This is a genomic window from Blastococcus carthaginiensis (assembly GCF_030731085.1).
In the GTDB taxonomy this organism is placed as follows: Bacteria; Actinomycetota; Actinomycetes; order Mycobacteriales; family Geodermatophilaceae; genus Blastococcus; species Blastococcus carthaginiensis.
In genome coordinates, this window is the sequence record NZ_JASNFN010000011.1 from 20971 (window position 1) to 46928 (window position 25958).

Sequence of the window (25958 nt, forward strand, 5' to 3'; positions counted from 1 at the left end):
CGATGGCTGACGACGAGACCACCGGCACCTCCGCCGAGGACGCCGCCCTGAACGCCGCGCTGGCCGCCGAGCACGCCGCCGTGTGGGGGTACGGCGCGGTCGGTGCAGCGCTCGGCGCGGACGGGCGCGCCGCCGCCGCGGCCGCCGAGGCCGGCCACCGCGAGGTGCGGGACCGGTTGATCACGCTGCTCGACGGGCGCGGCGCCGAGCCGGTGCTCCCCGAGGCCGGTTACGAGCTGCCCTTCCCGGTGCTGTCGCCGGTGGACGCCGCCGCCCTCGCCGTCGTCCTGGAGGAGGGCGTCACGGCCGCCTGGGTGCGGGTCCTGGACCAGGCGGCGGAGCGGACCACGCGGGCGCTGGCGGTGGAGGTGCTCGGCCCCGCCGAGGTGCGGGCCGTCGGCTGGCGCGAGGCCGCGGGGCGGACGCCGGTCACCAGCGCCCTGCCGGGGCTCCCCGCGACGTAGCCGCGGCGGGTCAGCCCAGGGCGCCGAGGAAGGCGTCGGTGACGGCGACGGCGGCGCTGCTGGACTGCCCCGCCTCCACGAGGGTCGCGAAGGCGATGTCGCCCTGCGGGCCGCCCAGCTGGTAGCCCGCGAACCAGCCGTGCGACTCCGGCGGGCTGGCGGTGCCGAACTCGGCCGTGCCGGTCTTGCCGTAGACCTCGCCCCGGTCGGCCAGCGCCTGCGCCGTGCCCGACAGCACGACCTGCCGCATCATCGGCCGCAGGGCGTCGAGCACCCCGGCCGCCGGTCCGGCCGGCGCCGGCCCCGCCGCCGCGGCCCCCACGACCTCCACCGGCGCGACGGGGGTGCCCCCGGCGATCCCCGCGGCGACCAGGGCCAGCTGGGCGGGGCTCATCAGCACCTCCCCCTGCCCGATCGCGTTCGCCGCCCTGGTCGTCCCGGTGCTGTCGCGCGGGACGCTGCCCCCGAAGACGTCGACCGGCAGCTCCCAGTCGGTGCCGACGCCGTAGGCGGCCGCCGCGTCGGCGAGGGCGGCCTCCGGCAGCTCCAGCGCCTGCTGGATGAACGTGGTGTTGCAGGACTGCGCGAAGGCCTCGGTGAACGGGACGGTGCCCAGGTCGAACTGGTCCTGGTTCTCGAACTCGCGCCCCTCGACGACCGTCGTCGCCGGGCAGGGCACCGGCGTCTGCGGGGTGAGGCCGCCGTCGCCCAGCAGCGCGGTCGCGGTCACCGCCTTCATGCTCGACCCCGGCGGGAACTGCCCGGTGAGCGCGTTGCCGGGGTTGGCCGGCTCGTTGGAGGCGACGGCCAGGATCTCCCCCGTCCCGGGGCGCACGACGACGAGGTGGGCGGGCAGTGGCTGCGTGGCGACGGCGGCCTCGGCGGCCGTCTGGATCGCGGGCACCAGCGGGGTCTGGACCGGCTCGCCGGCGACCGGGGGCACCGCGGCGATCTCGCGGCCGGTGTCCCCCGTCGCCTCGTCCGTGCTGACCACCGCGATGGTGAAACCCGCGGTACCGCTCAGCTGCTCCTGGTACGCGCGCTGCAGCCCGGAGAGCCCGAGCTGGTCACCGGCTGCGTAGCGCGGCTCCCCGTCGACCGCGGTCTCCTCGAGGAGCTCCGCCGTCGCCGGGCCGACCCGGCCCAGGAGCGCGACGGCGAACCGCGACGACGGGGCGAGCAGCCGGGTGTCGGTCGGGAAGACGGCCCCGGGCAGGTCGAACACCTGGGCGCGGATCTGCTCGAACTGCGGCCGGCGGAGGTCGATGACCGGGACGAACTGCCCCTCCGGTGCGGCCTGGACGGCGGCGACGATCTCCTCCGCGGCGATCCCCGTCGCCGCCGACAGCGCCGCGGCCAGCGCCGGCAGGTCGGTGACCTGGGCGGGGTCGACGCCGACCCGGACCACCTCGGTGGGGGCGAACAGCGGGGCGCCGGAGGCGTCGGTGATCGGCGCCCGCTCCGGCAGCTGCCGGTCGAGCTCCAGGTGCTGGCCCTCCCCCAGCTCGGGGTGGACGAGGGCCGGCTCGGCGACCACCTGCCAGGCGTCGTCACCCTCGCGCAGCCGCAGGGTGCCCTCGTAGGTCCACTCGGGTGCCGCCTCGAGGTCCCAGGTCGCGGTCCAGCCGACGGTGGCGACGTCGTCCTCGACGGTCACCTCGCCGATGTCGGCGGCCAGCCCGGCGCCGGGCAGGTCGCCGGCGATCTGCTCGAGCAGGGCGGTGGCCGACGCGGGGTCGGTGGTCGCACCGGCCGCGGCGGCGAGGTCACCGGCCGACCAGTCGTCGAGGAACGCCTCCGCGGCCGCGCGCACCTCGTCCTCGCTGCCCGAGCAGCCGGCCAGCACGGGCACGGCGAGCAGGAGCGAGGCCAGCACGACGGGGGTGGGGCGGGTGCGCACCGGCACAGGTTCTCAGACGGGGGCGACGGTCTAGAACAGGACGCTGGCGTACTCGCCGACCTCGCGGAAACCCACCCGGCGGTAGGAGGCGCGGGCCCGGGCGTTGTAGTCGTTGACGTAGAGGCTGACCACCGGGGCGATGACCGCGCGGGCGTACTCGACGACCGCGGCGGTGCAGGCCGTACCGATGCCCTGCCCCCGCAGCGGCGGCGCGACCCAGACGCCCTGCACCTGGCAGGTCGCCCGGCAGACCGCACCGATCTCCGCCTTGAACAGGACGCGCCCGTCCTCGATCCAAGCCAGCGACTGCCCGGCCCGCACCAGTTCGTCGACCCGCGCCCGGTAGCCGGCACCGCCGTCGACCCGGAGCGGACTCACGCCCACCTCCTCGGTGAACATCGCGACGGCGGCCGGGAGCAGCACGTCGAGCTCCCCGGGGCGCACCGGCCGCACCCGCGGCTCGGGGGCGACGGCGGGCGGGCCGTCGATCGCCATGAGCGGCTGCCGGGGCCGGTGGTCCCGGGCCGGCCCCCACGCGGGCGCCAGCAGGTCCCACAGCGGCGCCACGGCGGCGGAGGGGCCCACGATGGTGGAGCAGCGACGCCCCGCCCGGCGGGCCCGCTCGGCGAAGGCGACGGCGGCGGCGCGCTCGCTGCCGGGCAGGGCGAAGGGGATGAGGTTCGCGCCGGCCAGGCAGATCGCGTCCAGCTCCCGGCCGCTGCCGATGCCCCAGAGCGGGGCGCCCAGCGAGACCGCCGCCGTGCCCGCGGCCTCCACCCGGCCCGCGATCACGCAGGCCGCGACCGGGTCCGTCGCGAGCAGCCGGTGCACGGCCGGCTCGTCGGCCTCGTCGAGGACGCGGGCCGCAGGCGTACGGAGCACGGCTCAGCCGACGGAGACGACCGGCGGCCCGGAGGGCTCGCCGGCGGCCGCCTGCTCACCGGCGATCTTCAGCGCCTCCTCGATCAGCGTCTCGACGATCTGCGACTCGGGCACGGTCTTGATGACCTCGCCCTTGACGAAGATCTGGCCCTTGCCGTTGCCGGAGGCCACGCCGAGATCGGCCTCGCGGGCCTCACCGGGGCCGTTGACGACGCAGCCCATGACGGCGACCCGGAGGGGAACCTCCATGCCCTCGAGCCCGGCGGTGACCTCGTCGGCGAGCTTGTAGACGTCGACCTGGGCGCGCCCGCACGAGGGGCAGCTGACGATCTCCAGGCCGCGCTGCTTGAGGTTCAGCGACTCCAGGATCTGGTTGCCGACCTTGACCTCCTCGGCCGGCGGGGCCGAGAGGGAGACGCGGATGGTGTCGCCGATGCCCTGGGAGAGCAGGGCGCCGAACGCGACGGCGGACTTGATGGTGCCCTGGAACGCGGGGCCCGCCTCGGTGACGCCGAGGTGCAGCGGGTAGTCGCACTGCGCGGCGAGCAGCTCGTAGGCGCGCACCATGACCACCGGGTCGTTGTGCTTGACCGAGATCTTGATGTCGCGGAAGTCGTGCTCCTCGAACAGCGAGCACTCCCAGAGCGCCGACTCGACGAGCGCCTCCGGCGTCGCCTTGCCGTACTTGGCGAGCAGCCGCTTGTCCAGCGAGCCGGCGTTGACGCCGATGCGGATCGGGATGCCGGCGCCCTTGGCCGCCTTGGCGATCTCGCCGACCTTGTCGTCGAACTTCTTGATGTTGCCCGGGTTCACGCGGACGGCGGCGCAGCCGGCGTCGATCGCGGCGAACACGTACCGCGGCTGGAAGTGGATGTCGGCGATCACCGGGATCTGCGACTTCTTGGCGATGATCGGCAGCGCCTCGACGTCGTCGGTGTCGGGCACCGCGACCCGCACGATCTGGCAGCCCGAGGCGGTGAGCTCGGCGATCTGCTGGAGCGTGGCGTTGATGTCGGCGGTCTTGGTCGTGCACATCGACTGGACGCTGACCGGGAAGTCGCTGCCGACACCGACCCCGCCGACGTCCAGCTGCCGGGTCTTGCGGCGCGGGGCCAGCACGGGCGGAGGAGCAGCGGGCATGCCGAGGCCGACGGGGATCGCCATGGGCCCAGTATCCCCCGCCGGGGCGTCGGCGCCGGTGGAGCCGCTGTGACGTGCGCGTCCGGGGACGCGACGGGTCCGCGGAGCCCGTCAGCCGGGGTAGGCGGCGGCCTCGGCGACGAGCGCGTCGACCACCGTCCGCACCGCCCGCCGGGCCGCCTTGTCCGGGCGCATGAGCGCCTCGACGATCCGCCCGGCACGCAGGTCGGCCAGGGGCACGAGCGCCAGCCGGCCCGCGGTGCGTTCCCGGGTGGTGTGCCGGGGCAGCAGCGCGACGCCGTGCCCGTGGCTGACCAGCTTCTCCATGAGCGGCAGGTGCGTGGTGCGGCGGACGACGCGCACCGGGGCGCCGGCCCGGGCCGCGATGGCGGTGAGCACCCGGTCGATCGGGAACTCCGCCGGCGGGGCGATCCACTGCTCGCCGATCACGTCCTGCGGGCTCACCCGGTCGCGCCGGGCCAGCGGGTGGTCGAGGGGCAGGGCGACGTCCAGCGGCTCCCGCAGGAGCAGCCGCACCTCGACCTGCGGGCGGGCCGGGGGCACCACGTCGTCGGACCGGTGCGCGACCACCACGTCGTAGTCGGCCGTGAGCGCGGCGAAGTCGTCCTGGGACACGTCCTCGTCGTGGGTCTCCAGGGTGATCTGCGGCGCCGCGGCCAGCCGGTCGAGCAGCCCGGGCACGAGCAGTTCGCCGGCCGAGTGGAACACCGCGAGCCGCACCGTCCCGCCGGCGCCGCCGCGGTACCCCTCCCAGTCGGCCTCGGCCACGGCCAGGGCGGTGGCGACGCCGGTGGCGATGCCGGCGAGCGCCCGGCCGGCGTCGGTCAGCCGCACGCCGCGACCGGCCCGCTCGACCAGCGGCACGCCCACCCGCCGCTGGAGCACCTTGAGCTGCTGGGAGACCGCGGACGGCGTGCGCGTCGTGGCCCGGGCGACGGCGGTCACCGACCCGTGCTCGGCCAGCTCCCGCAGCAGGAGGAGCTGGGCGGGGTCCACCCGCTGCCACAGCCCGGCCGGCTCGCCAATCATGAAGGCAACCTACAGTCACCGTTCACGATGTTGCGCTTGTCCTTCACGTTCGGCCGCCGCAGGCTTCCGGTGTGCCGCTCCGCGACCGCCTCCTCGCCTGCTTCGTAGCGGTGTGCTGGGGGCTCAACTTCCCCGCCACCGCCCTCGCCCTCGAGCAGTTCCCGCCGCTGTTCATGGTCGCCCTGCGCTTCGCGCTCGTGGGCCTGCCCGCGCTCCTGCTGATCCCCCGGCCGCCGGTCCCGCTGCGCTGGCTGGTCGGCGTCGGGGTGGGCATCGGGATCCTGCAGTTCGCCTTCCTCTACGCGGGGATGGCCGCCGGCATGCCCAGCGGCCTGGCGTCCCTGGTCCTGCAGGCGTCGGCGCCGTTCACCGTCCTCATCGCCGGCTTCTGGCTGCACGAGCGGCTGTCCGCGCGGCAGCTCGGCGGGGTGCTCCTCGCCGTCCTCGGCCTCGCCGCGATCGCGGTCCACCGGGCGCAGACGGCCGCCTGGCTGCCCGTCGTCCTCACCCTCTGCGGGGCGCTCGGCTGGGCGATCGGCAACGTCTGCAGCCGCCGGGCCCAGGCGCCGAACGCGTTCCACCTGACGCTCTGGACGGCGGCGATCCCGCCCGTGCCGATGCTCGTCCTGGCGCTGGTCGTCGAAGGGCCCGACCGCATCCTGCGCTCCCTGGCGACCGCGGCCACGGCCGAGGCGCTGCCGTCGGTGCTCGGGCTGCTCTACGTCGTCGTCGTGGCCACGCTGGTCGGCTACGGGATCTGGAACACGCTGCTCTCCCGCCACCCGTCGAACGTGGTCGCGCCGTTCTCCATGCTCGTGCCGGTGGTCGGCGTCCTCGCGTCGTGGCTGGCCTTCGGCGAGGTGCTCGACCCCGTGGAGCTGGTCGCCGGCGTGCTCGTGGTGGCCGGCGTCCTCGTCGCCTCGCGCCCGGCCCGCAGCCGCGCGACGCCGGCCGCGCCGCTCACCCAGCCAGCGTGACCGGGTTGACGACGTCGGCGATGAGTAGCAGCAGCGACAGCCCCAGGAACAGGCCCGCGACGGCGTAGGCCACCGGCATCAGCCGGGCGATGTCGAACGGCCCGGGGTCGGGCCGCCCGCGCAGGCGGGCGACCGTCGAGCGCACCTTCTCGTACAGCGCACCGGCGACGTGCCCGCCGTCGAGCGGGTAGATCGGCAGCAGGTTGAACAGGAACAGCACCAGGTTCAGCCCGGCCAGCAGCTGGATGAAGTAGCCGATCTTCTGCACCGGGGAAAGCTGCTCGAGGGCGAAGACCTCCCCGGAGATGCGGCTGACGCCGACCACGCCGATCGGCCCGAGCGGGTCGCGCTCCTCGCCGAGGAAGGTGGCGCGGAACAGCTGCGGGATCCGTTCCGGGATCTCCACCAGCCGGTCCACCGAGCGCACCAGGATGTCCCCGAAGTGACCGGGCACCTCCGTCACCGACTGGCGCACCTCGCGCTGGAGCGGGCTGATGCCGACGAAGCCGACGACCTGCGTCGCCTCGCCGTCCTCGTCGGCGTAGACCACGTTCTCGATCGGCGTGACGGTGAGGTCGCGCCGCTCCCCGTCGCGCTCGACGGTGAACACGACCGGCTCGTCGGCGCTGGCGCGGATCGCGTCCTGCACCTGCTGCCAGCCGACGTCGGTCTCCTGCGAGACGGGCTCGCCGTCGAGCGCGAGCACGGTGTCCCCGGGCTGCAGACCGGCCCGCGCGGCCGGGCTGCGTGCCGGCAGGGCGCAGCCCGCGGCGCCGGCCTCGCACAGCTCCCCCTCGGGCGTGAGGGGGATGGCGCAGGGGTCCTCCGCACCGGCGCTCGCGGCGCCCGCGGGGAGCACGCAGTCGGGCACCTGGCGGATCGTCGTGGTGATCTCCGGGATGCCGAAGCCCATCAGCACGACCGCGAAGAAGACGACGGCGAGCACCAGGTTGTGGAACGGCCCCGCGAACATCACGATGACCCGCTGCCACCACGGCTTCTTGTAGAAGACGCGATCGCCGTCGCTGGGCAGGACGTCGTTGAGCGCCTGCCCGCGGACCTCGGCGATGAAGCTGCGCATGCGCGTGGCGCGCTTGCTCTCGTTCTCCTCGGCCGGCGGGATCATGCCGACGATGCGGATGTAGCCGCCGAGCGGGACGGCCTTGATGCCGTACTCGGTCTCCCCGCGGCGCCGGGAGAACACGGTGGGCCCGAAGCCGACCATGAACTGCGGCACCCGCATGCCGAACTTCCGGGCCCAGTAGAAGTGCCCCGCCTCGTGGAAGGCGATGGAGAACATCAGGCCGAGGGCGAACAGGACGATCCCCAGGACCGTCAGCAGGAATCCGCTCAGCTCAGCCTCCGCCGATGACACCCCGGGCGTGCTCCCGGGCCCACTTCTCCGCCGCCAGGACGTCCTCGACGCAGGTGGGGGCACCGAGGTCCGGCGCGGCGTCGAGGGTACGCGCGACGAGCTGGACGATCCCTGGGAACGAGAGCCGACCCGCCGTGAACGCGCCGACCGCCTCCTCGTTCGCGGCGTTGTACATGGCCGGGACCACGCCGCCGGCCTCGCCGGCCGCGCGGGCCAGCCGCACCGCGGGGAACGCCTCCTCGTCGAGCGGGAGGAACTCCCACGTGCTCGCCGCCGACCAGTCCAGCGCCGGTTGCACGTCCGGCAGCCGGTCGGGCCAGGCCAGCCCCAGGGCGATCGGCAGCCGCATGTCCGGCGGGCTGGCCTGGGCGATCGTCGCGCCGTCGGCGAAGGTCACCATCGAGTGCACGATCGACTGGGGGTGCACGACGACGTCGATGTCGGCGTAGGGGACGCCGAAGAGCAGGTGGGCCTCGATCAGCTCGAGCCCCTTGTTGACCAGCGTCGCCGAGTTGATCGTGACGACGGGCCCCATGGCCCAGGTCGGGTGGGCCAGCGCCTGCTCGACGGTGACCCCCGCCAGCTCGGCGGCGGTGCGCCCGCGGAACGGCCCGCCGCTGGCCGTCAGCACCAGCCGGGCGACCTCGTCGCGGGACCCGCCGCGCAGGCATTGGGCGAGGGCCGAGTGCTCGGAGTCCACCGGCACGAGCTGGCCCGGTGCGGCCGCGGCGAGCACCAGGTCGCCGCCGGCGACCAGCGACTCCTTGTTGGCCAGGGCGACGGTGCGCCCGGCCCGCAGCGCCGACAGCGTCGGCCCCAGCCCGATGGAACCGGTGATCCCGTTGAGGACGACGTCGGCCGGGCGGGCGGCCAGCTCCTCGGCGGCGCGCGGGCCGGCCAGGATCTCGGGCAGCGCGAACTCGCCCTTCGCCCAGCCGCGCTGCTGCGCCGCGGCGTAGAAGGCCAGCTGCAGGTCCTGCGCGGCGGTGGCCCGCGCGACGGCGACGGTGCGCACGCCCAGCGCCAGCGCCTGCTCCGCCAGCAGGGCGACGTCGCCGCCCCCGGCCGCCAGGCCGGTGACGCGCAGCCGCCCGGGGTTCTGCGCGGCGACCGCGAGCGCCTGCCGGCCGATGGAGCCGGTGGAGCCCAGGACCGTGACCTCGCGCGGCTCGCTCATGCGGGCATCCTGCCAAGAACCCGGACGACGGCCCCACTCCCGGCGTACCTCGGCGCCGAGGCCGGGCTCTCCTGCGACCGCTGACGACCCGCCGGTCCACCACCTCGGAGCGTGCGCGGCGCCGGCTCCTGCAAGAATGGCCGGGTGACCGAGGCACTGCACTCCCCGTCGACCCAGCGGGTCAACCAGCCCGGCCGTGAAGAGGCCGTCGTCCGCGCCGGCGAGCACCCCGTCGAGCACGAGCAGCCCGAGGACTGGGGCTGGCACGGCGAGACCGGCAAGTGGGGCCAGATCGGCGGCTGGTTCTCGACCGCGGTGATCCTGCTGTACCTGGTCGGCAACCACGAGGGCCGGGTCGAGGACATCTGGCTGCTCGCCCTGGCCGGCGTGATGGCGCTCGTCCTCATCTGGGACCTGCGTCGCAAGAGGACCGCCTGGCGCCGCTGACGGCGGGCTCTGCAACGGCGGACGCGGCTCAGCTGACGCTGACGCCGATCGCCGCGCCGATCAGGTAGGTCGCACCGGCCGCCGCCGCACCGAACAGGAGCTGCCGCAGCCCGGCGTGCCACCACGGCCGCGGCGTGAAGCGTGACGACAGCGCCCCGGCCAGCAGGAGCCCCAGCCCCCCGCAGAGCAGGGCGACCCACAGGACCGGCACGCCGAGGAAGTACGGCAGCAGCGGCAGCACGGCGCCGGCTCCGAAGGTGAGGAACGACGAGACCGCCGCCACCCGCGGCGAGGGCTTGTCCTCCGGGCTCAGGCCGAGCTCCGCGACCACGTGCAGCCGCAGCGCCGTCTCGGGGTCGCGCGACAGTTGCACGGCCACCGTGCGGGCGAGGCGGTCGTCGACGCCACGGACCCGCAGCATCTCGATCAGCTCCGCGAGCTCCCCCTCCGGGTTCCGCTCGAGTTCCCGGCGCTCCTTCTCGACCTCGAGGTCCAGCTGCTCGTTCTGCGTCTTGACCGAGGTGTACTCGCCGAGCGCCATCGAGATCGCGCCGGCGACGAGGCTCGCGACCCCGGCGAGCACGATGGCCCGTGGGGCGGCGCCACCGCCGCCGACCCCGGCGACCAGGGCGGTGTTGGTGACCAGGCCGTCCATCGCCCCGAAGACGGCGGCCCGCAGCCAGCCGCCGGAGACGTCGGCGTGGGTGTGCTCGTGGGCCTCGGCGTCGGGCGGCGCACCGCTCACCCCTGGTCGGCCTCCGCGCCGAGGGGGACGGGCGCCTCGACGGCCGGCGTGGGCAGCGCCACGGCCGGCACACCCTCGACCCGGTCGGCGGCGGCGAGCTGCCCGCAGGCGCCGTCGATGTCCTGACCGCGGGTGTCGCGCACCGTCGTCGCCACCCCGGCGGCCCGCAGGCGGGCGACGAACTCCCGCTGGGCCGGCAGCGGGCTGGCGTCCCAGGGGCTACCCGGCGTCGGGTTGAGCGGGATCAGGTTGACGTGCGCGAGCTTGCCGGCCAGCAGCTTGCCGAGCATGTCGGCGCGGAACGGCTGGTCGTTCACGTCGCGGATGAGGGCGTACTCCACCGAGTAGCGGCGCCCGGTGCGCCGCGCGTAGGCGTCCGCGGCGTCGATCACCTCGCCGACCTTCCAGCGGGTGTTGATCGGCACCAGGGTGTCGCGCAGCTCGTCGTCGGGCGCGTGCAGGCTGACGGCGAGGGTGACGTTGCGCCCCTCCTCGGTGAGCCGGCGGATGGCCGGCACGAGGCCCACGGTGGAGACCGTCACCGACCGCTGGGAGAGGCCGAGCCCGTAGGGGGCGGTGCCGAGCAGCGCGTCGAGGGTGGCGCGCACCCGGGCGTAGTTGGCCAGCGGCTCCCCCATGCCCATGAAGACCACGTTGGACAGCCGTCCCGGCCCGCCGGCGACCTCGCCGTCCGCCATCGCCGCGGCGGCGGCCACCGCCTGGCCGATGATCTCGGCGGCGGAGAGGTTCCGGGTCAGCCCGGCCTGGCCGGTGGCGCAGAAGGGGCAGGCCATGCCGCAGCCGGCCTGGCTGGAGATGCAGACGGTGGCGCGGTCGGGGTAGCGCATGAGCACGCTCTCCACGAGCGCGCCGTCGTGCAGCCGCCACAGCGTCTTGCGGGTGCGGCCGTTGTCGGCCGTCTGGTGCCGCACCACCGTGAGCAGCTCGGGCAGCAGCGCCTCGCGCAGGGCCTCGCGGGCGGCGGCCGGGATGTCGGTCATCTGCGCGGGGTCGGTGGTCCCGCGGTAGTAGTGCCGGGCGAGCTGGTCGGCGCGGAACGCCGGCTGGCCGAGCTCCGTGACCGCCGCGCGGGCCTCCTCGCGGGTGAGGTCGGCGAGGTGGCGCGGCGGCTTGCCGCGGCGGGGGGCATCGAAGACCAGGGGCAGGGCAGTCATGGCGCCCTCCATGCTCCCACTCCCCCGGCCCGTGGTCCCGGGCCGGAGACCCAACTCACGCGGACGGGCCGGATCCCTGGCAGTCTCGGTGCGCATGAGCCGGCTGGACGACGTCGACCTGAGCCTCTCCCTGGACAAGAAGGAGGGCAAGAAGCAGCTGTCCGCCGCCCAGGACCGGCTGGTCCACCTGCGGCTGCTGCTCGGCGGCCAGATCGGGCCCGGTGAGCTCGGCCCGCCGCTGCTGGTGCTCTTCGAGGGCTGGGACGCCTCGGGCAAGGGCGGGGCGATCCAGCGGCTGGTCGGCGAGCTCGACCCCCGGCACGTCCGGGTGGCCCAGTTCGCCGCCCCCACCCACGACGAGAAGCGGCACCACTTCCTGTGGCGGTTCTGGCCGGTGCTGCCGGGCTGGGGCGGCATGGCCGTGCTCGACCGCTCCTGGTACGGCCGGGTCCTGGTCGAGCGGGTGGAGGGGTTCGCCCCCGAGGAGGCGTGGCAGCGGGCCTACCAGGAGATCGTCGACCTCGAGACGACGCTGGCCGCCGAGGGCACGGTGCTGGTGAAGTTCTGGATGCACGTCTCACCCGAGGAGCAGCTGGACCGGTTCGAGTCGCGCCGGGCGGACCCGTACAAGGCCTGGAAGCTCACCGACGAGGACTGGCGCAACCGGGAGAAGCGCGACGAGTACGAGGCGGCTGTCGAGGAGATGCTCGAGCGCACCGATACCCCCGTGGCCCCCTGGCACGTGATCCCGGCCGACGACAAGCGGTGGGCACGGGCGGCCGTCGTCCGGACGGTCTGCGAGGCCGTCGAGGCGGCGCTGCGGGCCCGCGGCATCGACCCCGACCCGCCGCTGGACGGCCGCTAGTACCGCGTCACGCAACCTTCGACTGGTCCAAGCTGGGCCGACTAGCGCTTCGCGTCAGGACAGTGCGCGCAGACGCGCCATTCCCGTGCCGAAAATTGACCATCTGCGCACTCCGTCGCCATCCGCGGCGGTCTCGGGACGGCAGCCGCCAGGCAGGCGAAGGTTGCCGGTCGCGGTACTAGCCCGAGGCACCGAGGTCGGCGTGCCGGCGCACCCAGGCGTGCATGGCGATGCCGGCGGCGACACCGGCGTTGATGGAGCGGGTGGAGCCGAACTGGGCGATCGAGACGGTGAGCGCCGCGCCGGCGCGCGCCTCCTCGGTGAGGCCCGGCCCCTCCTGCCCGAAGAGCAGCACGCACCGCTGCGGCAGCTCGGCAGTCTCCAGGGGGACGGCGCCGGGCCCGTTGTCGACGGCGACGACGGTCAGGTCCCGCTCCGCCGCGAAGGCCAGCAGCCCGCCGACGTCGGGGTGGTGGCGCAGGTGCTGGTACCGGTCGGTGACCATCGCCCCGCGCCGGTTCCACCGCCGCCGGCCGACCACGTGCACCTCGGCGGCGAGGAAGGCGTTGGCGGTGCGCACCACCGTCCCGATGTTGAGGTCGTGGCCGAAGTTCTCGATGGCGACGTGGAAGGGGTGCCGGCGCCGGTCGAGGTCGGCGACGATCGCCTCGACCGCCCAGTAGCGGTAGCGGTCGACGACGTTGCGCCGGTCGCCCTCGGCGAGCAGCTGCGGGTCGTACCAGGGATCGTCCGGCCACGGCCCCTCCCACGGGCCGACGCCGATCGTCGCGCCCCAGTCGGTGGGGCCGGGCTGTTCGTCCTCGAGCACCCAGGGAGGATCGCAGGGTGACCGATGACGTCCTCCTGCACCTGGTCGAGCCGGCCGCGTGGCGGGCCGCGCTGAGCGCGGGCTCGATCGCCCCTGCGCCGGAGGGGTTCGTGCACCTCTCCGCGCCCGGGCAGGTGCACCTCCCCGCGCAGCGGCTGTTCCCCGGCCGCCGCGACCTGGCGCTGCTCGTCATCGACCCCGCGCGGCTCCCCGACCCGGTGCGGTGGGAACCCGGGCACCCCGACGACCCGGCGGGATCGCGCTTCCCCCACCTCTACGGCCCGCTGCCGACGTCATCGGTCGTGGCGGTCCTCCCCTACCGGCCACCGACGCCGGCCGAACTGCCCGCACCCGGCGACGCGCTCGCCCGCGCGGTGGCCCTGTACACCTCGGTACCGGTCCGGCGTGCGGTCGGGGTGGGCGACGTCCCCGGCGGGGTGGCCGTGCTGGACCCCGACTTCCCGCACTCGCGGGACAACAACCGGCTGGTCCTCACCCGGCCGGTGACCGCCGCGGCCGTCGAGACCGCCGCCGAGGAGGTCGGGGGCAACGCCGGCTGGCCGCACCTGGCCGCCCTCCTCACCTGGCCGGGTGCCGGGACCGTGGCCGCCGAGCTCGCCACCCGCGGCTGGACCGCCGAGGAGCTCGTCCTCATGGGCCGGCCCACGGCGCTCCCCGTGCCGGGGACCACCGTCCGCGCCGAGGTGGTCGACCAGCGGGAGGTACAGGACCTGTGGGACCGGGGCTGGCGCCGCGACCTCGCCTCCCTCGGCGACCGGCTGGAGCCGGTGGCGCGGCAGCTGGTCGGCCGCGAGCAGCTCAACGACCGGGTGGTCGCGGTGACCGACGTGGTGGTGCGCGAGCACGGCCGCGTGGTGGCCGCGGCGCAGCTGCGGGTGGACGGCGCGACCGCGGCGGTGGAGTCGGTCATGACCGATCCGGACGTCCGCGGGCGCGGGTACGGCGACGCGGTGCTCGCCCGCGTGCTGGAGCTGGCCGCGGCCGCCGGCTGCGACCTGGTCGTGCTGGAGGCCGCGGGCGAGGACTGGCCGCGGCACTGGTACGCCCGGCGGGGGTTCACCGTGCTCGGGTCGACCTGGTCGGTCGACCGGCCTGCCTAGACCGGCGCGAGCACCGTCAGCAGCAGGTAGGCCGCGGCCGCGGACGGCAGCAGCGAGTCCAGCCGGTCCATGATCCCGCCGTGGCCGGGGAGCAGGTCGCCCATGTCCTTGATGCCGAGGTCGCGCTTGATGAGCGACTCGGCGAGGTCACCGATGGTCGCGGAGACGGCGAGCGAGGCGCCGAACACCAGCCCGCCCCACCACGGTGTGTCCAGGCCGAGGACCAGGACCGGCGTGGCCACCAGCATGCAGGCGAGCACGGAGCCGGCCATGCCCTCCCAGGACTTCTTGGGGCTGATCGAGGGCGCCATCGGGTGCTTGCCGAACAGCACACCGGCCGCGTAGCCGCCGACGTCGCTGGCGATGACGGTGGCGATGAAGGCGAGCACCCGCAGGGCGCCGTCGTCGGGCACCAGCAGCAGGACGGCGAAGCCGGCCAGGAACGGCACGTAGAGGGCGGTGAGCACGCCGGCGGCGGCGTCCCGGCGGTAGCCGACCGGGCCGGCGGCCAGCCGCCACAGCAGCACGGCGAGCGCGGTGAGGAAGAAGCCGGTCAGCAGCCCGGTGGGGCCGCGCGTCCACGCGAGCGCCTCCATGGCGAAGGCACCGACGAGCAGCGGGACCAGCGGTGCGGAGAACCCGCCCCTGCCCAGGGCGCGGGTGAGCTCGACGACGGCGACGAGGATCGCCGCGACCAGCACGCCCAGGAACGCCGGACGCCAGACGAACAGCGACAACAGGATGACCGCGACCAGCCCGACGCCGACGCCGATGGCCGCGCGCAGGTTGCGCCCGGCCCGGCTCACCGGCTGTTCCGTGGTGGGCAGCTGCGCGACCGCCTCGGGCACCGGCATGGCCGTCGCCGTGGGGACGTCGTCATCGGCGGGTTCGGGGTCGTCGGGGACCGGGACCGGCGGGCGCGACGGGAGCGGTGGCAGCGGGCGGGAGGCCGCGACCGGGACCGGCCCGGTGTCGTCGCCCCGCCGTCGCCCGCCCGGTCCCGGCTCGCCCACCCGCGGGAACGGCTGACCCCCCGGGCGGAGGGAGCCCGGGCGGTCGGCGGGAGGAGGTGTCATGGGAGCGGCGGCCGAGCTGAGGTCAGACCTCGAGCAGCTCGGTCTCCTTGTTCTTCATCGCCTCGTCGACGTGCGTCACGTGCTGCGCGGTGAGGTCGTCCAGCTCCTTCTCGGCGCGACGCACGTCGTCCTCGCCGGCCTCGCCGTCCTTGGCGATGCGGTCGAGCTCCTCCTTGGCTCGGCGGCGGATGTTGCGGATCGCGACCTTGGCGTCCTCGCCCTTGGCGCGGGCCTGCTTCACCAGGTCGCGGCGGCGCTCCTCGGTGAGCTGCGGGAAGATCACCCGCAGGATCTGGCCGTCGTTGGTCGGGTTGACGCCGAGGTCGCTGTCGCGGATGGCCCGCTCGATGGCCGTCAGCTGGCTCATGTCGTAGGGCTTGATGACCGCCATGCGCGCCTCGGGCACGGTGATCGAGGCCATCTGCGGCACCGGGGTGTACGCCCCGTAGTAGTCGACCATGATCTTGCTGAACATCGAGGGCGTGGCCCGGCCGGTGCGGACCGAGCCCAGGTCCTCCCGCGCCACCGAGAGGGCCTTGTCCATCCGTTCCTCGGCGTCGAGCAGGGTGTCGTCGATCACGGGTTGTCCCTCCTGCGGCGGTTCTCGTCCCGCCGGCGTCCTCGTCTGTGCCCGATCGGTGCGGCCGGCGTCAGGCCGGCTGGCTGATCAGCGTGCCGATCCTCTCACCTGCGGTGGCGCGGGCGATGTTGCCGCCGCTCAGCAGGTCGAACACCACGATCGGCATCCGGTTGTCCATGCAGAGGCTGATCGCGGTCGCATCCGCGACCTTGAGCTGCTTGGCCAGCACCGTCGCGTAGTCCAGGTCGTCGTACATGACGGCGTCGGGGTTGGTGCGCGGGTCGTCGTCGTAGACGCCGTCGACTCCGTTCTTGCCCATGAGGAGCACCTGGCACTCGATCTCCAGGGCGCGCTGGGCGGCGACGGTGTCGGTGGAGAAGTACGGCATCCCGGCGCCGGCGCCGAAGATGACCAGACGGCCCTTCTCCAGGTGCCGGATCGCCTTGCGCGGGATGTAGGGCTCGGCGACCTGGCCCATCGTGATGGCCGACTGCACCCGCGTCTCCAGCCCGGCCTTCTCGCAGAAGTCCTGCAGCGCCAGGCAGTTCATGACCGTGCCGAGCATGCCCATGTAGTCGGCCTTGGTGCGGTCCATCCCGGCCTGGGAGAGCTCCGCCCCGCGGAAGAAGTTGCCGCCACCCATGACGACGGCGACCTGCGTGCCGCGCGCGACGACCTCCGCGAGCTGCTCCGCGATGCCCTTGACGATGTCGGCGTCGACACCGACCTTGCCGCCGCCGAAGGACTCACCGGAGAGCTTGAGCAGCACGCGCTGGTAACCGCTCCCGTCGGCGGGCTGGAAGGCGGTGGGGGCGGACAGCGGCGCGGTGGTGTCGGTCAACGGTTCATCCCTGGGGTGGTGTCGATGGGGCTGCCGGTGGGGTGATCCTGCCGCATGGGCGGATCTGGCTCCTGCCGGGCGAGGGCGCCGGCCGGACAGACGACCGGCCCCGTCCCACGAGGGGAACGGGGCCGGTCATCGGTACCGGGTGCGGCTCAGGCCTGGCCGACCTCGAAGCGCGCGAAGCGCTCCACGGTCAGGCCGGCCTCGTCGACGACCTGCTTGACCGTGCGCTTGGGCTCGGTGATCGACGGCTGCTCGAGCAGGACGAAGTCCTTGTAGTAGGCGTTGACCCGACCCTCGACGATCTTGGAGATCGCCTGCTCGGGCTTGCCCTCCTCCTTGGCCGTCTGCTCGGCGACGCGGCGCTCGGTCTCGACCGCCTCGGCCGGGACCTCCTCGCGGGTGAGGTAGCGCGGCCGGGCGGCGGCGATGTGCATCGCCAGGCTGCGGGCGGCGTCCTCGCTGCCACCGGAGTACTGCACCGCGACACCGATGGCCGGGGGCAGGTCGGTGGCCCGCTTGTGCAGGTAGGTGGCGGTGGTGCCCTCGAACGCGGCGAACCGGCTGAGGACCAGCTTCTCGCCGATGCGGGCCGACTCGGCCTCGATCAGCGCGGCGACGGTCCGGCCGTTGTCCTCGGTGGCCAGCAGCGCCTCGGCGTCGGCCGGCTTGCTCTGCAGGCCGATCTCGAGCAGCCGCTCGGCCAGCGCGACGAAGTCGGCGTTCTTGGCGACGAAGTCCGTCTCGCAGTCGAGCTCGAGCAGCGCGCCGTCCTTGCTGACGACGACGCCGTTGGTCGTCGAGCGCTCCAGGCGCTTGCCGACGTCCTTGGCGCCCTTGACGCGCAGCAGCTCGACGGCCTTGTCGTAGTCGCCGTCGGCCTCGGTCAGGGCCTTCTTGCAGTCCATCATGCCGGCGCCGGTGGCGTCGCGGAGACGCTTGACGTCGGCTGCGGTGAACTCAGCCATGTCACTTCCTCTGGGTGTGTCGAATCTGCGGGAACCGCGGCAGCGCCGCCCCTGCCGCCCGTGCGGCAGGGACGGCGGGCTGTCGATCAGACCTCGGGGGTCTCCTTGCCACCGGTGGTGGCGGGCACGCCCTCGACCGGGGCGACCTCGCCGGCGGTGGCGTCGGCCGGCTGGGCCGGGGTCTCGGGCAGCGGCGTGGCGGCGGCCTGCTCGTCGGCGGTGCCGCCGGTCAGCAGCTCGCGCTCCCAGTCGGCCAGCGGCTCGCCGGCGCCGACGGCCTCCTCGCCGGCCTCGCGGCCGGCGTTGGCCTGCGCGGCCGACCGGGCCATGAGGCCCTCGGCGACGGCGTCGGCGATGACGCGGGTCAGCACCGTGATGCTGCGGATCGCGTCGTCGTTGCCGGGGATCTTGTAGTCGACCTCGTCGGGGTCGCAGTTGGTGTCGAGGATTGCGACGACCGGGATGTTGAGCTTGCGGGCCTCGCCGACGGCGATGTGCTCCTTCTTGGTGTCCACGATCCAGATGGCGCTGGGCACCTTCTGCATGTCGCGGATACCGCCGAGGGAGCGGTCGAGCTTGGCCTTCTCGCGGCTGAGGACCAGCTGCTCCTTCTTGGAGAGGCTGACCAGCACACCGGTCTGCTCCATGTCCTCGATCTCCTTGAGACGCTGGAGACGCTTGTGCACGGTCTGGAAGTTGGTGAGCATGCCGCCCAGCCAGCGCTGGTTGACGTAGGGCATCCCGACGCGCTGCGCCTGCTCGGCGACGACCTCCTGCGCCTGGCGCTTCGTGCCGACGAACAGGATCGAGCCGCCGTGGGCCACGGTCTGCTTGACGAACTCGTAGGCCGAGTCGATGTACCCGAGCGTCTGCTGCAGGTCGATAATGTAGATGCCGTTGCGCTCGGTGAAGATGAAGCGCTTCATCTTCGGGTTCCAGCGACGGGTCTGGTGCCCGAAGTGGACGCCGCTGTCGAGCAGCTGCTTCATGCTGACGACTGCCATATCGCAGCCTCTCTGCTTCCGCGCGCGACCGGGGCCGCGCGGATTCCGGTTGTCGCGGGCACCGGGTGGTGCACCGCCCTGGCGTCCTGCGGCGCCACTCACCCGGCTGGGCCGGGACCGAGGAGGCGAGCGCCCCGCCGATCGGCGGGAAGAGGACGCGCGAAGTCGACCCGCTCGCACGGGCCGCACCGGACAGCATACGCGTCCACAGGCAGCCGCCATCCCGCCGGTCGGCGGGCCGCCCGCGTGGCAGGCTGCCCCTCCCGGACCGGCCGCTCGGGCCGACGAGGAGAGGAGTCGTCCGTGACGGATGCGCCGGCGGACGCGGCAACGTGGCAGCGCTCCCCCCAGCAACTGAGGCGGCTCTCGCTGCTGGTCGGCCTCTCCGTGATGTCCGCCGCCGCGGGGGCGTTGTGGCTGAGCGACCTCGACGTGCTGGCGCGGGCGCTGGAGCGTCTGATGCCGACGGGGGCCGGCCAGGTCCTGGGCGCCGCCGCGCTCCCGCTGCTCGCGGCGCTCCTCGCCGTGGCCGGTGAACGACGGCCGGCGCAGGGACGCTCCTACCCGGAGTGGCTGAAGGGGCTGGCCGTCGGCCCCGCGCTGGCCATGCTGCTGCTCGCGGCGCCCCCGGGGCGCAACGATCCAGGCTCGGTGGTGCGCGATGCCGTGCCGGTGTTCGTCACCTGCACATGGGTGGGGCTCGCGGTGCTGGCTGCCGGCTGGTTCGCCACCGTGCTGCGCCGGAGCCACCGCGAGGCAGAGGCTCTCCGCTTGGGCCGGCCGGATTTGGTGCCGCCGCCCGAGCCGCACGCCGGCGCACGCGCGATCCTGGTCCGCGTCGCGGTGGCCTACGCCGTGGCACTCTGCGTGGTGGCCGCGGTCCTCGCGCTCGGGTAGGTCAGCGGCCGTCCACAGCCGGCCCGGGCGTCCACAGTTCCCGGCCGGCCCTCTCGCGGGACGCGGCCCGCGACGAGCATCAGGGGATGCCGCTCCGAGCCCGTCCGCTCGCCGCCCTGCTCCTCGGTCTGGTGGTGCTGGCGGGCGTCGCCCCTGCGACGGCGGCGCCGACCACCGCCGTCGCGCCCCGCCCGGAGGCGCCCTGGAGCGCTCCGCTTCCTGGCGATCCGGTGGTGACCCGCCCGTTCGACCCACCACCGCACCCGTACGGGCCCGGGCACCGCGGGGTCGACCTGGCGGCGGCCGCCGGCTCCCCGGTGCTGGCGGCCGGCGAGGGTGTCGTCGTCTTCGCCGGGATGGTCGCCGGACGGCCGGTGGTCAGCGTCGACCACCCCGGCGGGTTGCGGACGACGTACGAACCGGTGACGCCGTCGGTGGGCGCCGGCCGGGCCGTCATCCGGGGCGATCCGCTGGGCGTGCTGGATGCCGGCCACGGCGGGTGCCCGGTCGCCGCCTGCCTGCACTGGGGAGCGCGCCGCGGCGAGGTCTACCTCGACCCGATGACGCTGCTCCGGCCCTCACGGGTGCGGCTGCTTCCCCTCGCCGGGGATGCCGACGATGCACCACACCGAGCCAGCATCCCGTGACAGGCCGTACGCACCGTTCGTGCGGGGATCCTGGGCGACCCGGCACCCCGGCGCTACCGTCCAGGTGTGCGATTCCGACGCAAGCGAGCCGCGAAGCCGGGCTCCGGCGAGCCCACCGGTGTCGAGCAGGCCGGTGCCGGGACGACCGGCGTGGAGCCGGTCGAGGGCGGGCCGGTCGAGGGCGGGCCGGTCGAGGGCGGGCCGGTCGAGGGCGGGCCGGTCGAGGCCCAGGCGGCCGAAGCCGCGCCGGTCGAGGCCCAGGCGGCCGAGACCGCGCCGGTCGAGGGCGAGCAGGACGCCGACCAGGGGCTGGGCGGCCTGCGCCGGGTGATCGACGAATTCGGCTGGGCGGTGCTGCACGGTGGCGGCACCCCGGGCGAGCCGCGCTACTCCTACACGGTGGGGTTGTCCGCGTGGCAGCACCCCGAGGTCGTCGTGGTGGGGCTCCCCTTCCCCGCCGCCGAGAAGTACCTGAACCTCGTGGGCGAGGCCGTCCGTGCCGGTGCCCGGTTCGCGCCGGGTACCGCCACGACGGCGCTGACCGACGAGGACTCACCCGTGGTCTTCCTCCGCGTCGAGGACACCGCACGCCTCGCCGTGGTCGAGGAGCTCCACGGCACCGTGGACGCCCTGCAGCTCATCTGGCCGGACTCCGCCGGCCGGCTGCCCTGGCAGGAGGGGCACCGCAACCCCCCGGGCACGCAGCCGCTACTGGGTCCCCTCCCGGGCGACCAGCCGACCGGCGGCTGAGCCGCCTCCCCCGACGAGGCCTGGTACGCGACGTCAGGCGATGTCGGCGAGCTTGGTGCGCAGGTGCAGGACCGCCTTGGTGTGCAGCTGGCAGATCCGGCTCTCGGTCACCCCCAGCACGCGGCCGATGTCGGCGAGCGTCAGGCCCTCGAAGTAGTAGAGCGAGACGACGACCTTCTCCCGCTCGGGCAGCTGCTCGACGGCGCGGGCCAGGAGCTGCCGGGCCTCGCCGTGCTCGGCCATCGCCTGCGGGTCCAGCGCGCTGGGGTCCTGCAGGGTGTCCCCGAGGCGCGGGGAACCGCCCTCGTCGTCGGTCAGCAGCTCGTCGAGGGCGACGACGTTGACCAGCGACAGCTGACCCAGGAACTTCCGGATGTCCTCGACGTCCATCTCCATGGCGTCGGCGACCTCTTCGTCGGTCGGCGTCCGGTGCAGCTTGCTCTCCAGCTCCGCGACGGTGCGCTCGAAAGCGCGTGCCTTGACGCGCACCGACCGCGGGATCCAGTCGGTGTTGCGCAGCTCGTCGATGATCGCGCCGCGGATGCGCGCCATGGCATAGCTCTCGAACTTCACCTCACGGGTGGGCTCGTAGCGGGTGATGGCGTCGATGAGCCCGAACGTGCCGTAGGAGATGAGGTCGGCCTGCTCGACGTGCGCGGGCAGACCGCTGCCCACCCGGCCGGCGACGTACTTCACCAGCGGCGCGTAGTGGAGGATCAACCGGTCGCGCAGGCCGGCGTCCCGGCCCTCGACGTACCGCGCCCACAGGTCGGCCAGCAGGGCATCGGCGTCCTCGCCGGACCCGCCGATGCGGTGGATGGTTGCCTCAGACACGGTCGCGCTCCTCGGTCGTGCTGCGCGGGCACCGTCCGTGGTCCCGCGTGGTCCTGACTGCCGCCGCAGGTCCCGCCACCCGGCCGCGCGCCTCAGGCACGGGGGTGCGCCTGGGCGTGGACCGCACGGAGCCGCTCGACCGTCACGTGCGTGTAGATCTGTGTCGTCGCGAGGCTAGCGTGGCCGAGCAGCTCCTGTACGGAACGCAGGTCCGCGCCGCCCTCGAGGACGTGCGTGGCGGCGGAGTGCCGCAACCCGTGCGGGCCGATGTCCGGGGCGCCCGGGACGTCGGTCGTCGCCGCGTGCACCGTGCGGCGGGCCTCGCGCGCGTCGAGCCGGCCACCTCGCAGGCCCAGCAGCAGCGCGGGCCCCGAGTCCGGGCGGGCCAGGGCCGGCCGCCCGCGGGTCAGCCACGCCTCCAGCGCCCGCTCGGCGGGCACGCCGTAGGGCACGCTGCGCTCCTTGCGTCCCTTGCCCAGGACGCGCAGCAGCCGTCGTCCGCGGTCGACGTCGTCGACGTCCAGGCCCACGAGCTCGCTCACCCGGATGCCGCTGGCGTAGAGCAGCTCCAGCACCACCGCGTCCCGGAGGCGCACCGGCTCCTCGGCTCCCGCCGCCGTCTCCACCAGCGCCCGCGCCTGCTCGGGCGCCAGCACGTCGGGCAGGGTGCGGTGCGCCTTGGGGCTCACCAGGCGCTGACCGACGTCCTCGGGCGTGAGCGCGGTCCGGCGCAGCCAGGCGGTGAACGACCGCGCGGCCGAGGCGTGCCGGGCAGTCGTCGACCGGCTGTGCCCGCGGGTCCGGCCCTGGGCGAGCCAGCTGCGCAGGGTGGCGAGATCGAGGTCGTGCGGCTGGGTGCCGCTGCGCCGGGCCAGGTGGTCCAGCAGCCGCGCGACGTCGCCGACGTAGCTGCGGACGGTGTTCGCCGACAGGTCCCGCTGCCCGGTCAGGTGCTCCTCGTAGCCGGCCAGCGCCTCGGCCAGCGCGGGCGGCAGCCCGGCGCGGACCTCGTCGGTGCTGGGGGTGGCCACGGGGGCACCGTCCGTCGGCTCCGGCCGCCGGTCAAGCCGCCGCGCCGGGTGGCTTGGGCGGCGGGGCCAACCGCCAGCCGGTGCCCGTCCACTCGACGAGCTGGGCCAGCTCCAGCGACGGCAGCACCCGGAGCACGTCCAGGACGTCGCACCCCGCGCTCCTCGCGAGCCGCTCGGGGCTGACGCCGGTGCGCACCGGGCAGGCGTCGAGCACGCGGGCGGCGACGTCGGAGAGCCCGTCGCGGGGCGAGCCCGGGCGCTCGATCGGCGGGGCGAGGTCGTCGCCGATGCGGCCGACGGCCTCGATGACCTGGGCCGCGGTCGTCACCAGGACGGCGCCGACGTGCTCGTCGCGCAGCAACTCGTGGCAGCCCACGGACAGCGCGCTGGTCACCGGTCCCGGCACCACCATGACCGGGCGGCCGAGCTTCTGCGCGCGGTGCGCCGTGGCCTGCGCGCCCGACCGGGCAGCTGCCTCCACGACCACCGTCCCCCGCGTCAGGGCCGCGATGAGGCGGTTGCGGACGAGGAAGCGGTGCCGCAGCGGGGCGCAGCCGGGCGGCCACTCGCTCACCAGCAGGCCGTCCTCCGCGATCCGGTGGAACAGGGCACCGTTGCCGGCCGGGTAGGAGCGGTCCACGCCGCAGGCGAGCACCGCGATGGTCGGCGCCTCCGCTGCCAGCGCCCCGCGGTGGGCGGCCCCGTCGATGCCGAAGGCGCCCCCGGAGACGACGGTCCAGCCCCGCTCGCCGAGCTGGTGACCCAGCTCCCCGGCCACGTGCTCGCCGTAGGCGCTGGACGCGCGGGCACCCACCACGGCGACCGAGCGCTCCGTCAGCTCGTCGAGACGGGCCGGCCCCCGCACCCACAGCGCCATCGGGGGGACCAGCGCCTGCGTGCGCTTGCTCTGGTCCCTCCGCACGAGCGGTTCGTCGGCGACCGCGACCGTCAGCGCGTGCAGCTGGTACGCGGGCCACTCGCCGTCCTCGGGCACCACCAGCCGGGCGCCGCAGGCCTCGGCGCGGCGGAGGTCGGGGAGGGTGGCATCCTCCGCCACCCGTGCACCGACCAGCGACCGGATGCCGGCCGGCGCGCTCCCCGCCCGCAGCCGCCGCACGGCCTCGACCGGGCCGACCTCCTCGACGTAGCGCCAGAGGTCGACGGTGCCCGGTTCCACCGCGCGGCTCAGCCACGCCCGCGCCCGGCGCACCCCCGGGTGCACCGCGCCGGCCCCCCGCGGCGCCGCTGCGGCGTCCTCCAGGTCCTCCTCGAGAGTGGTCATGCCGCGGCCCGCTGCAGCCGCATGCCGAGGGCCTCGGCGACGTCGTCGGCACACGGCACGGTCCGGCCGGCCAGGTCGGCGACGGTCCACGCCACGCGCACCACCCGGTCGAACCCGCGCACCGAGATCGACCCGCGCTCCAGCGCCCGCTCCGCCAGCCGGAGCGACGCGCGCGGGACGGCGAACCGGTCGCGCAGCAGGCGACCCGGCACCTCGCTGTTGAGGGAGAGACCGGTGCCGGCCAGCCGAGCCCCCGCCACCGCCCGTGCCCGCGCCACCCGGGCGGCGACCACGGCGGTGGACTCCGGGGCCGGGAGCCCGTCGAGCCAGGCCGCCCGGGTGACCGGCGGTAGCTCGACCCGCAGGTCCACCCGGTCCAGCAGCGGCCCGGACAGCCGCGCCTGGTAGCGCCGCCGCTCCAGCGGGCTGCAGGTGCAGGCGGTGTCGCCTGCGGCGGTCGCGCACGGGCAGGGGTTCGCGGCCAGCACGAGCTGCGCCCGGCACGGGAACGTTGCGGCACCCGCGGCCCGCTGGATTGTGACCTGGCCCCGCTCCAGCGGCTGGCGGAGGGTGTCGAGCACGGCCCGGGGGAACTCGGGCGCCTCGTCGAGGAAGAGCACGCCGCGGTGGGCCCGGCAGAGCGCGCCGGGCCGGATCTGGCCCGAGCCGCCGCCGATCAGCGCGGCCATGGTCGCCGAGTGGTGCGGCGCCTCGAAGGTCGGCCGGGTGACCAGCGGCGCCTCGGGCGGCAGGGTGCCCGCGACGGAGTGGATGGCGGTGACCTCGAGCGCCGCCTCGTCGTCCAGCGGTGGCAGCAGCCCGGGGAGCCGCTCGGCGAGCATCGTCTTCCCTGCCCCGGGCGGTCCGGCGAGGTAGAGGTGGTGCCCACCGGCGGCGGCGATCTCCACCGCCCGGCGGCCTGCGGCCTGCCCGACGACGTCCCCGAGCTCGGGGACCGGCGGGAGGGCCGGCTCGGCTCCTCGGAGGTGCGCGGTCAGCCGCTCCGCGCCTCTCAGGTGGGCGACGAGCTGGGTGAGGGTGGCGACGGCGAGCACCTCGACCCGGTCGACCAGGGCGGCCTCGGCCGCGTTGGCCGCCGGGACGACGACCTGGCCGTGCCCGGCCCGCGCCGCGGCGAGCACCGCGGGCAGGACACCGCGGATCGCCCGCACCGAGCCGTCCAGCCCGAGCTCCCCCAGGAGCACCAGCCGGTCGACGGCCGCCTCGGGCACCGCTCCCGCGGCGGCCAGCACGGCGGCGGCCAGGGCGAGGTCGAAGCCGCTCCCCTGCTTGGGCATCGACGCCGGCGAGAGACCGATGGTCACGCGGCGGACGGGGAACTCCCCGCCGGCGTTGGCGATCGCGGCGCGCACCCGGTCGACCGACTGGCGGACCACGGCGTCGGGCAACCCGACGAGCACCACACCGGGCAGCCCGGCGGCGATGTCCACCTCCACCTCCACCATGGCGCCGCGGACGCCGGCGAGCCCGACCGACCACGTGCGGGCGAGCGTCACGAGAACGCCCCCCGCAGGTGCGTGACGACCGCCGGGCGCTCCGGGTGCACGAGCACGCCCACCACGTCGAAGCGCACCACCGGTGCGTGGTCGTCGTGCGCGGCCAGCCAGCGCTGCGCCAGCACCCGGATCCGCCGCCGCTTGGCGGGCGTGACCGCCTCCACGGGGTGGCCGTAGCCGGTTCCCCTCCGCGTCTTCACCTCGCAGAAGACGAGGGCGTCGCCGTCCCGCGCGACGAGGTCGAGCTCGCCCTCGCGGCAGCGCCAGTTGCGGTCGAGGACGCGCAGGCCGGCGTCGGTCAGGTAGGCGACGGCGATGCGTTCACCGCGGGCGCCGAGTTCGGTGGTGGGAGGCACCCCCCGACCGTGCCGCCGCGGATCC

The 25958-nt window shown here is 75.0% G+C and carries 27 protein-coding genes; 8 read left to right on the forward strand and 19 right to left on the reverse strand.

The genetic code is table 11. The annotated features are described in order from the left end of the window. Positions 1-2 precede the first annotated feature (2 nt). On the forward strand, positions 3-464 hold the full coding sequence (locus QOZ88_RS10685; RefSeq protein WP_305999758.1) for a ferritin-like domain-containing protein: 462 nt from the start codon (positions 3-5) through the stop codon (positions 462-464). 10 nt (positions 465-474) lie between these two features. Here QOZ88_RS10685 and QOZ88_RS10690 read toward each other — a convergent pair whose 3' ends face one another. The 4 genes from QOZ88_RS10690 to QOZ88_RS10705 all read right to left on the reverse strand — a co-directional run bounded on the left by QOZ88_RS10690 (position 475) and on the right by QOZ88_RS10705 (position 5436). Next, positions 475-2364 carry a penicillin-binding transpeptidase domain-containing protein gene (locus QOZ88_RS10690; protein WP_305999759.1) on the reverse strand — a complete coding sequence of 630 codons (1890 nt, stop codon included), beginning with the start codon at positions 2362-2364 and terminating at the stop codon, positions 475-477. 30 nt (positions 2365-2394) lie between these two features. Beyond that, complete coding sequence (locus QOZ88_RS10695) at positions 2395-3246, reverse strand: GNAT family N-acetyltransferase (RefSeq protein WP_305999760.1); 852 nt, start codon at positions 3244-3246, stop codon at positions 2395-2397. A 3-nt stretch (positions 3247-3249) separates the two neighbouring features. Next, positions 3250-4410 (reverse strand): flavodoxin-dependent (E)-4-hydroxy-3-methylbut-2-enyl-diphosphate synthase, encoded by a 1161-nt coding sequence (gene ispG, locus QOZ88_RS10700; RefSeq protein WP_305999761.1) that lies wholly within the window; start codon positions 4408-4410, stop codon positions 3250-3252. 87 nt (positions 4411-4497) lie between these two features. Then, positions 4498-5436, reverse strand: coding sequence for a LysR family transcriptional regulator (locus QOZ88_RS10705; protein ID WP_305999762.1), 939 nt, complete (start codon positions 5434-5436; stop codon positions 4498-4500). 71 nt (positions 5437-5507) lie between these two features. Between QOZ88_RS10705 and QOZ88_RS10710 the strand changes: the two genes are divergently transcribed. Then, entirely contained in the window at positions 5508-6413 is a 906-nt protein-coding gene (locus QOZ88_RS10710; RefSeq protein WP_305999763.1) for an EamA family transporter, read from the forward strand. On the opposite strand, the gene QOZ88_RS10715 is transcribed toward QOZ88_RS10710, so the two are convergent. Together QOZ88_RS10715 and dxr are read right to left on the reverse strand one after the other, a co-directional pair. Further along, positions 6397-7788 carry a M50 family metallopeptidase gene (locus QOZ88_RS10715; protein ID WP_305999764.1) on the reverse strand — a complete coding sequence of 464 codons (1392 nt, stop codon included), beginning with the start codon at positions 7786-7788 and terminating at the stop codon, positions 6397-6399. The genes QOZ88_RS10710 and QOZ88_RS10715 overlap by 17 nt on opposite strands. After that, positions 7769-8965: a 1-deoxy-D-xylulose-5-phosphate reductoisomerase gene (gene dxr / locus QOZ88_RS10720; RefSeq protein WP_305999765.1), complete on the reverse strand. Its 1197-nt coding sequence runs from the start codon at positions 8963-8965 to the stop codon at positions 7769-7771. Before dxr ends, QOZ88_RS10715 begins: the two co-directional genes overlap by 20 nt. Before the next feature lie 144 nt (positions 8966-9109). On the opposite strand from dxr, the gene QOZ88_RS10725 reads away from it, so the two are divergent. Further along, the gene (locus tag QOZ88_RS10725) at positions 9110-9412 is read left to right on the forward strand and encodes a DUF2631 domain-containing protein (protein WP_305999766.1); all 303 of its coding nucleotides are present in this window, start codon (positions 9110-9112) and stop codon (positions 9410-9412) included. A 28-nt stretch (positions 9413-9440) separates the two neighbouring features. On the opposite strand, the gene QOZ88_RS10730 is transcribed toward QOZ88_RS10725, so the two are convergent. Beyond that, positions 9441-10157, reverse strand: coding sequence for a VIT1/CCC1 transporter family protein (locus QOZ88_RS10730; RefSeq protein WP_305999767.1), 717 nt, complete (start codon positions 10155-10157; stop codon positions 9441-9443). Further along, a complete protein-coding gene (gene rlmN / locus QOZ88_RS10735; protein WP_305999768.1) occupies positions 10154-11332 on the reverse strand; it encodes a 23S rRNA (adenine(2503)-C(2))-methyltransferase RlmN in 1179 nt (392 codons plus the stop codon). Before rlmN ends, QOZ88_RS10730 begins: the two co-directional genes overlap by 4 nt. Positions 11333-11426: 94 nt before the next feature. On the opposite strand from rlmN, the gene QOZ88_RS10740 reads away from it, so the two are divergent. Further along, positions 11427-12197, forward strand: a complete 771-nt coding sequence (locus QOZ88_RS10740) for a polyphosphate kinase 2 family protein (RefSeq protein WP_305999769.1) — start codon at positions 11427-11429, stop codon at positions 12195-12197. 178 nt (positions 12198-12375) lie between these two features. Here QOZ88_RS10740 and QOZ88_RS10745 read toward each other — a convergent pair whose 3' ends face one another. After that, positions 12376-13026, reverse strand: coding sequence for a TrmH family RNA methyltransferase (locus QOZ88_RS10745; protein WP_305999770.1), 651 nt, complete (start codon positions 13024-13026; stop codon positions 12376-12378). A 17-nt stretch (positions 13027-13043) separates the two neighbouring features. Here QOZ88_RS10745 and QOZ88_RS10750 point away from each other — a divergent pair, with 17 nt between their 5' ends. Further along, the gene (locus QOZ88_RS10750) at positions 13044-14147 is read left to right on the forward strand and encodes a GNAT family N-acetyltransferase (RefSeq protein WP_305999771.1); all 1104 of its coding nucleotides are present in this window, start codon (positions 13044-13046) and stop codon (positions 14145-14147) included. Here the strand turns inward: QOZ88_RS10750 and QOZ88_RS10755 are convergent. The 5 genes from QOZ88_RS10755 to rpsB all read right to left on the reverse strand — a co-directional run bounded on the left by QOZ88_RS10755 (position 14144) and on the right by rpsB (position 18619). After that, the gene (locus QOZ88_RS10755; RefSeq protein WP_305999772.1) at positions 14144-15001 is read right to left on the reverse strand and encodes a phosphatidate cytidylyltransferase; all 858 of its coding nucleotides are present in this window, start codon (positions 14999-15001) and stop codon (positions 14144-14146) included. The genes QOZ88_RS10750 and QOZ88_RS10755 overlap by 4 nt on opposite strands. A 244-nt stretch (positions 15002-15245) precedes the next feature. Further along, complete coding sequence (gene frr / locus QOZ88_RS10760; protein ID WP_091933723.1) at positions 15246-15803, reverse strand: ribosome recycling factor; 558 nt, start codon at positions 15801-15803, stop codon at positions 15246-15248. A 70-nt stretch (positions 15804-15873) separates the two neighbouring features. Then, a complete protein-coding gene (pyrH, locus tag QOZ88_RS10765; protein WP_454970716.1) occupies positions 15874-16644 on the reverse strand; it encodes a UMP kinase in 771 nt (256 codons plus the stop codon). A gap of 155 nt (positions 16645-16799) precedes the next feature. Beyond that, positions 16800-17615, reverse strand: coding sequence for a translation elongation factor Ts (gene tsf, locus QOZ88_RS10770; RefSeq protein ID WP_305999773.1), 816 nt, complete (start codon positions 17613-17615; stop codon positions 16800-16802). An 86-nt stretch (positions 17616-17701) separates the two neighbouring features. Then, positions 17702-18619, reverse strand: coding sequence for a 30S ribosomal protein S2 (gene rpsB, locus QOZ88_RS10775; protein ID WP_305999774.1), 918 nt, complete (start codon positions 18617-18619; stop codon positions 17702-17704). 303 nt (positions 18620-18922) lie between these two features. On the opposite strand from rpsB, the gene QOZ88_RS10780 reads away from it, so the two are divergent. The 3 genes from QOZ88_RS10780 (at position 18923) to QOZ88_RS10790 (ending at position 20913) form a co-directional block, all read left to right on the forward strand. Further along, positions 18923-19516: a hypothetical protein gene (locus QOZ88_RS10780; protein WP_305999775.1), complete on the forward strand. Its 594-nt coding sequence runs from the start codon at positions 18923-18925 to the stop codon at positions 19514-19516. 86 nt (positions 19517-19602) lie between these two features. Next, a complete protein-coding gene (locus QOZ88_RS10785) occupies positions 19603-20163 on the forward strand; it encodes a M23 family metallopeptidase (RefSeq protein WP_305999776.1) in 561 nt (186 codons plus the stop codon). Between the two features lie 66 nt (positions 20164-20229). Then, the gene (locus QOZ88_RS10790) at positions 20230-20913 is read left to right on the forward strand and encodes a DUF4262 domain-containing protein (protein ID WP_305999777.1); all 684 of its coding nucleotides are present in this window, start codon (positions 20230-20232) and stop codon (positions 20911-20913) included. Between the two features lie 33 nt (positions 20914-20946). Here QOZ88_RS10790 and whiG read toward each other — a convergent pair whose 3' ends face one another. From whiG to QOZ88_RS10815, 5 genes are all read right to left on the reverse strand, one after another. Continuing rightward, a complete protein-coding gene (gene whiG / locus QOZ88_RS10795; protein WP_091933709.1) occupies positions 20947-21747 on the reverse strand; it encodes an RNA polymerase sigma factor WhiG in 801 nt (266 codons plus the stop codon). Positions 21748-21839: 92 nt separating this feature from the next. Next, a complete protein-coding gene (locus tag QOZ88_RS10800) occupies positions 21840-22778 on the reverse strand; it encodes a tyrosine recombinase XerC (RefSeq protein WP_305999778.1) in 939 nt (312 codons plus the stop codon). A 31-nt stretch (positions 22779-22809) separates the two neighbouring features. Beyond that, positions 22810-24060, reverse strand: coding sequence for a DNA-processing protein DprA (dprA, locus tag QOZ88_RS10805; RefSeq protein ID WP_305999779.1), 1251 nt, complete (start codon positions 24058-24060; stop codon positions 22810-22812). Next, complete coding sequence (locus tag QOZ88_RS10810; protein ID WP_305999780.1) at positions 24057-25577, reverse strand: YifB family Mg chelatase-like AAA ATPase; 1521 nt, start codon at positions 25575-25577, stop codon at positions 24057-24059. Before QOZ88_RS10810 ends, dprA begins: the two co-directional genes overlap by 4 nt. Continuing rightward, positions 25574-25933 (reverse strand): YraN family protein, encoded by a 360-nt coding sequence (locus QOZ88_RS10815; protein ID WP_305999781.1) that lies wholly within the window; start codon positions 25931-25933, stop codon positions 25574-25576. Before QOZ88_RS10815 ends, QOZ88_RS10810 begins: the two co-directional genes overlap by 4 nt. Positions 25934-25958 lie beyond the last annotated feature (25 nt).

Excerpts from the sequence above, each read along its gene's own strand:
- rpsB (WP_305999774.1), bottom strand. The coding sequence starts at position 18,619 with ATGGCAGTCGTCAGCATGAAGCAGCTGCTCGACAGCGGCGTCCACTTC.
- QOZ88_RS10685 (WP_305999758.1), top strand. The coding sequence starts at position 3 with ATGGCTGACGACGAGACCACCGGCACCTCCGCCGAGGACGCCGCCCTG.
- ispG (WP_305999761.1), bottom strand. The coding sequence starts at position 4,410 with ATGGCGATCCCCGTCGGCCTCGGCATGCCCGCTGCTCCTCCGCCCGTG.
- QOZ88_RS10755 (WP_305999772.1), bottom strand. The coding sequence starts at position 15,001 with ATGCCGGTGCCCGAGGCGGTCGCGCAGCTGCCCACCACGGAACAGCCG.
- QOZ88_RS10740 (WP_305999769.1), top strand. The coding sequence starts at position 11,427 with ATGAGCCGGCTGGACGACGTCGACCTGAGCCTCTCCCTGGACAAGAAG.
- QOZ88_RS10785 (WP_305999776.1), top strand. The coding sequence starts at position 19,603 with ATGCCGCTCCGAGCCCGTCCGCTCGCCGCCCTGCTCCTCGGTCTGGTG.
- dprA (WP_305999779.1), bottom strand. The coding sequence starts at position 24,060 with ATGACCACTCTCGAGGAGGACCTGGAGGACGCCGCAGCGGCGCCGCGG.
- tsf (WP_305999773.1), bottom strand. The coding sequence starts at position 17,615 with ATGGCTGAGTTCACCGCAGCCGACGTCAAGCGTCTCCGCGACGCCACC.
- rlmN (WP_305999768.1), bottom strand. The coding sequence starts at position 11,332 with ATGACTGCCCTGCCCCTGGTCTTCGATGCCCCCCGCCGCGGCAAGCCG.
- QOZ88_RS10705 (WP_305999762.1), bottom strand. The coding sequence starts at position 5,436 with ATGATTGGCGAGCCGGCCGGGCTGTGGCAGCGGGTGGACCCCGCCCAG.
- dxr (WP_305999765.1), bottom strand. The coding sequence starts at position 8,965 with ATGAGCGAGCCGCGCGAGGTCACGGTCCTGGGCTCCACCGGCTCCATC.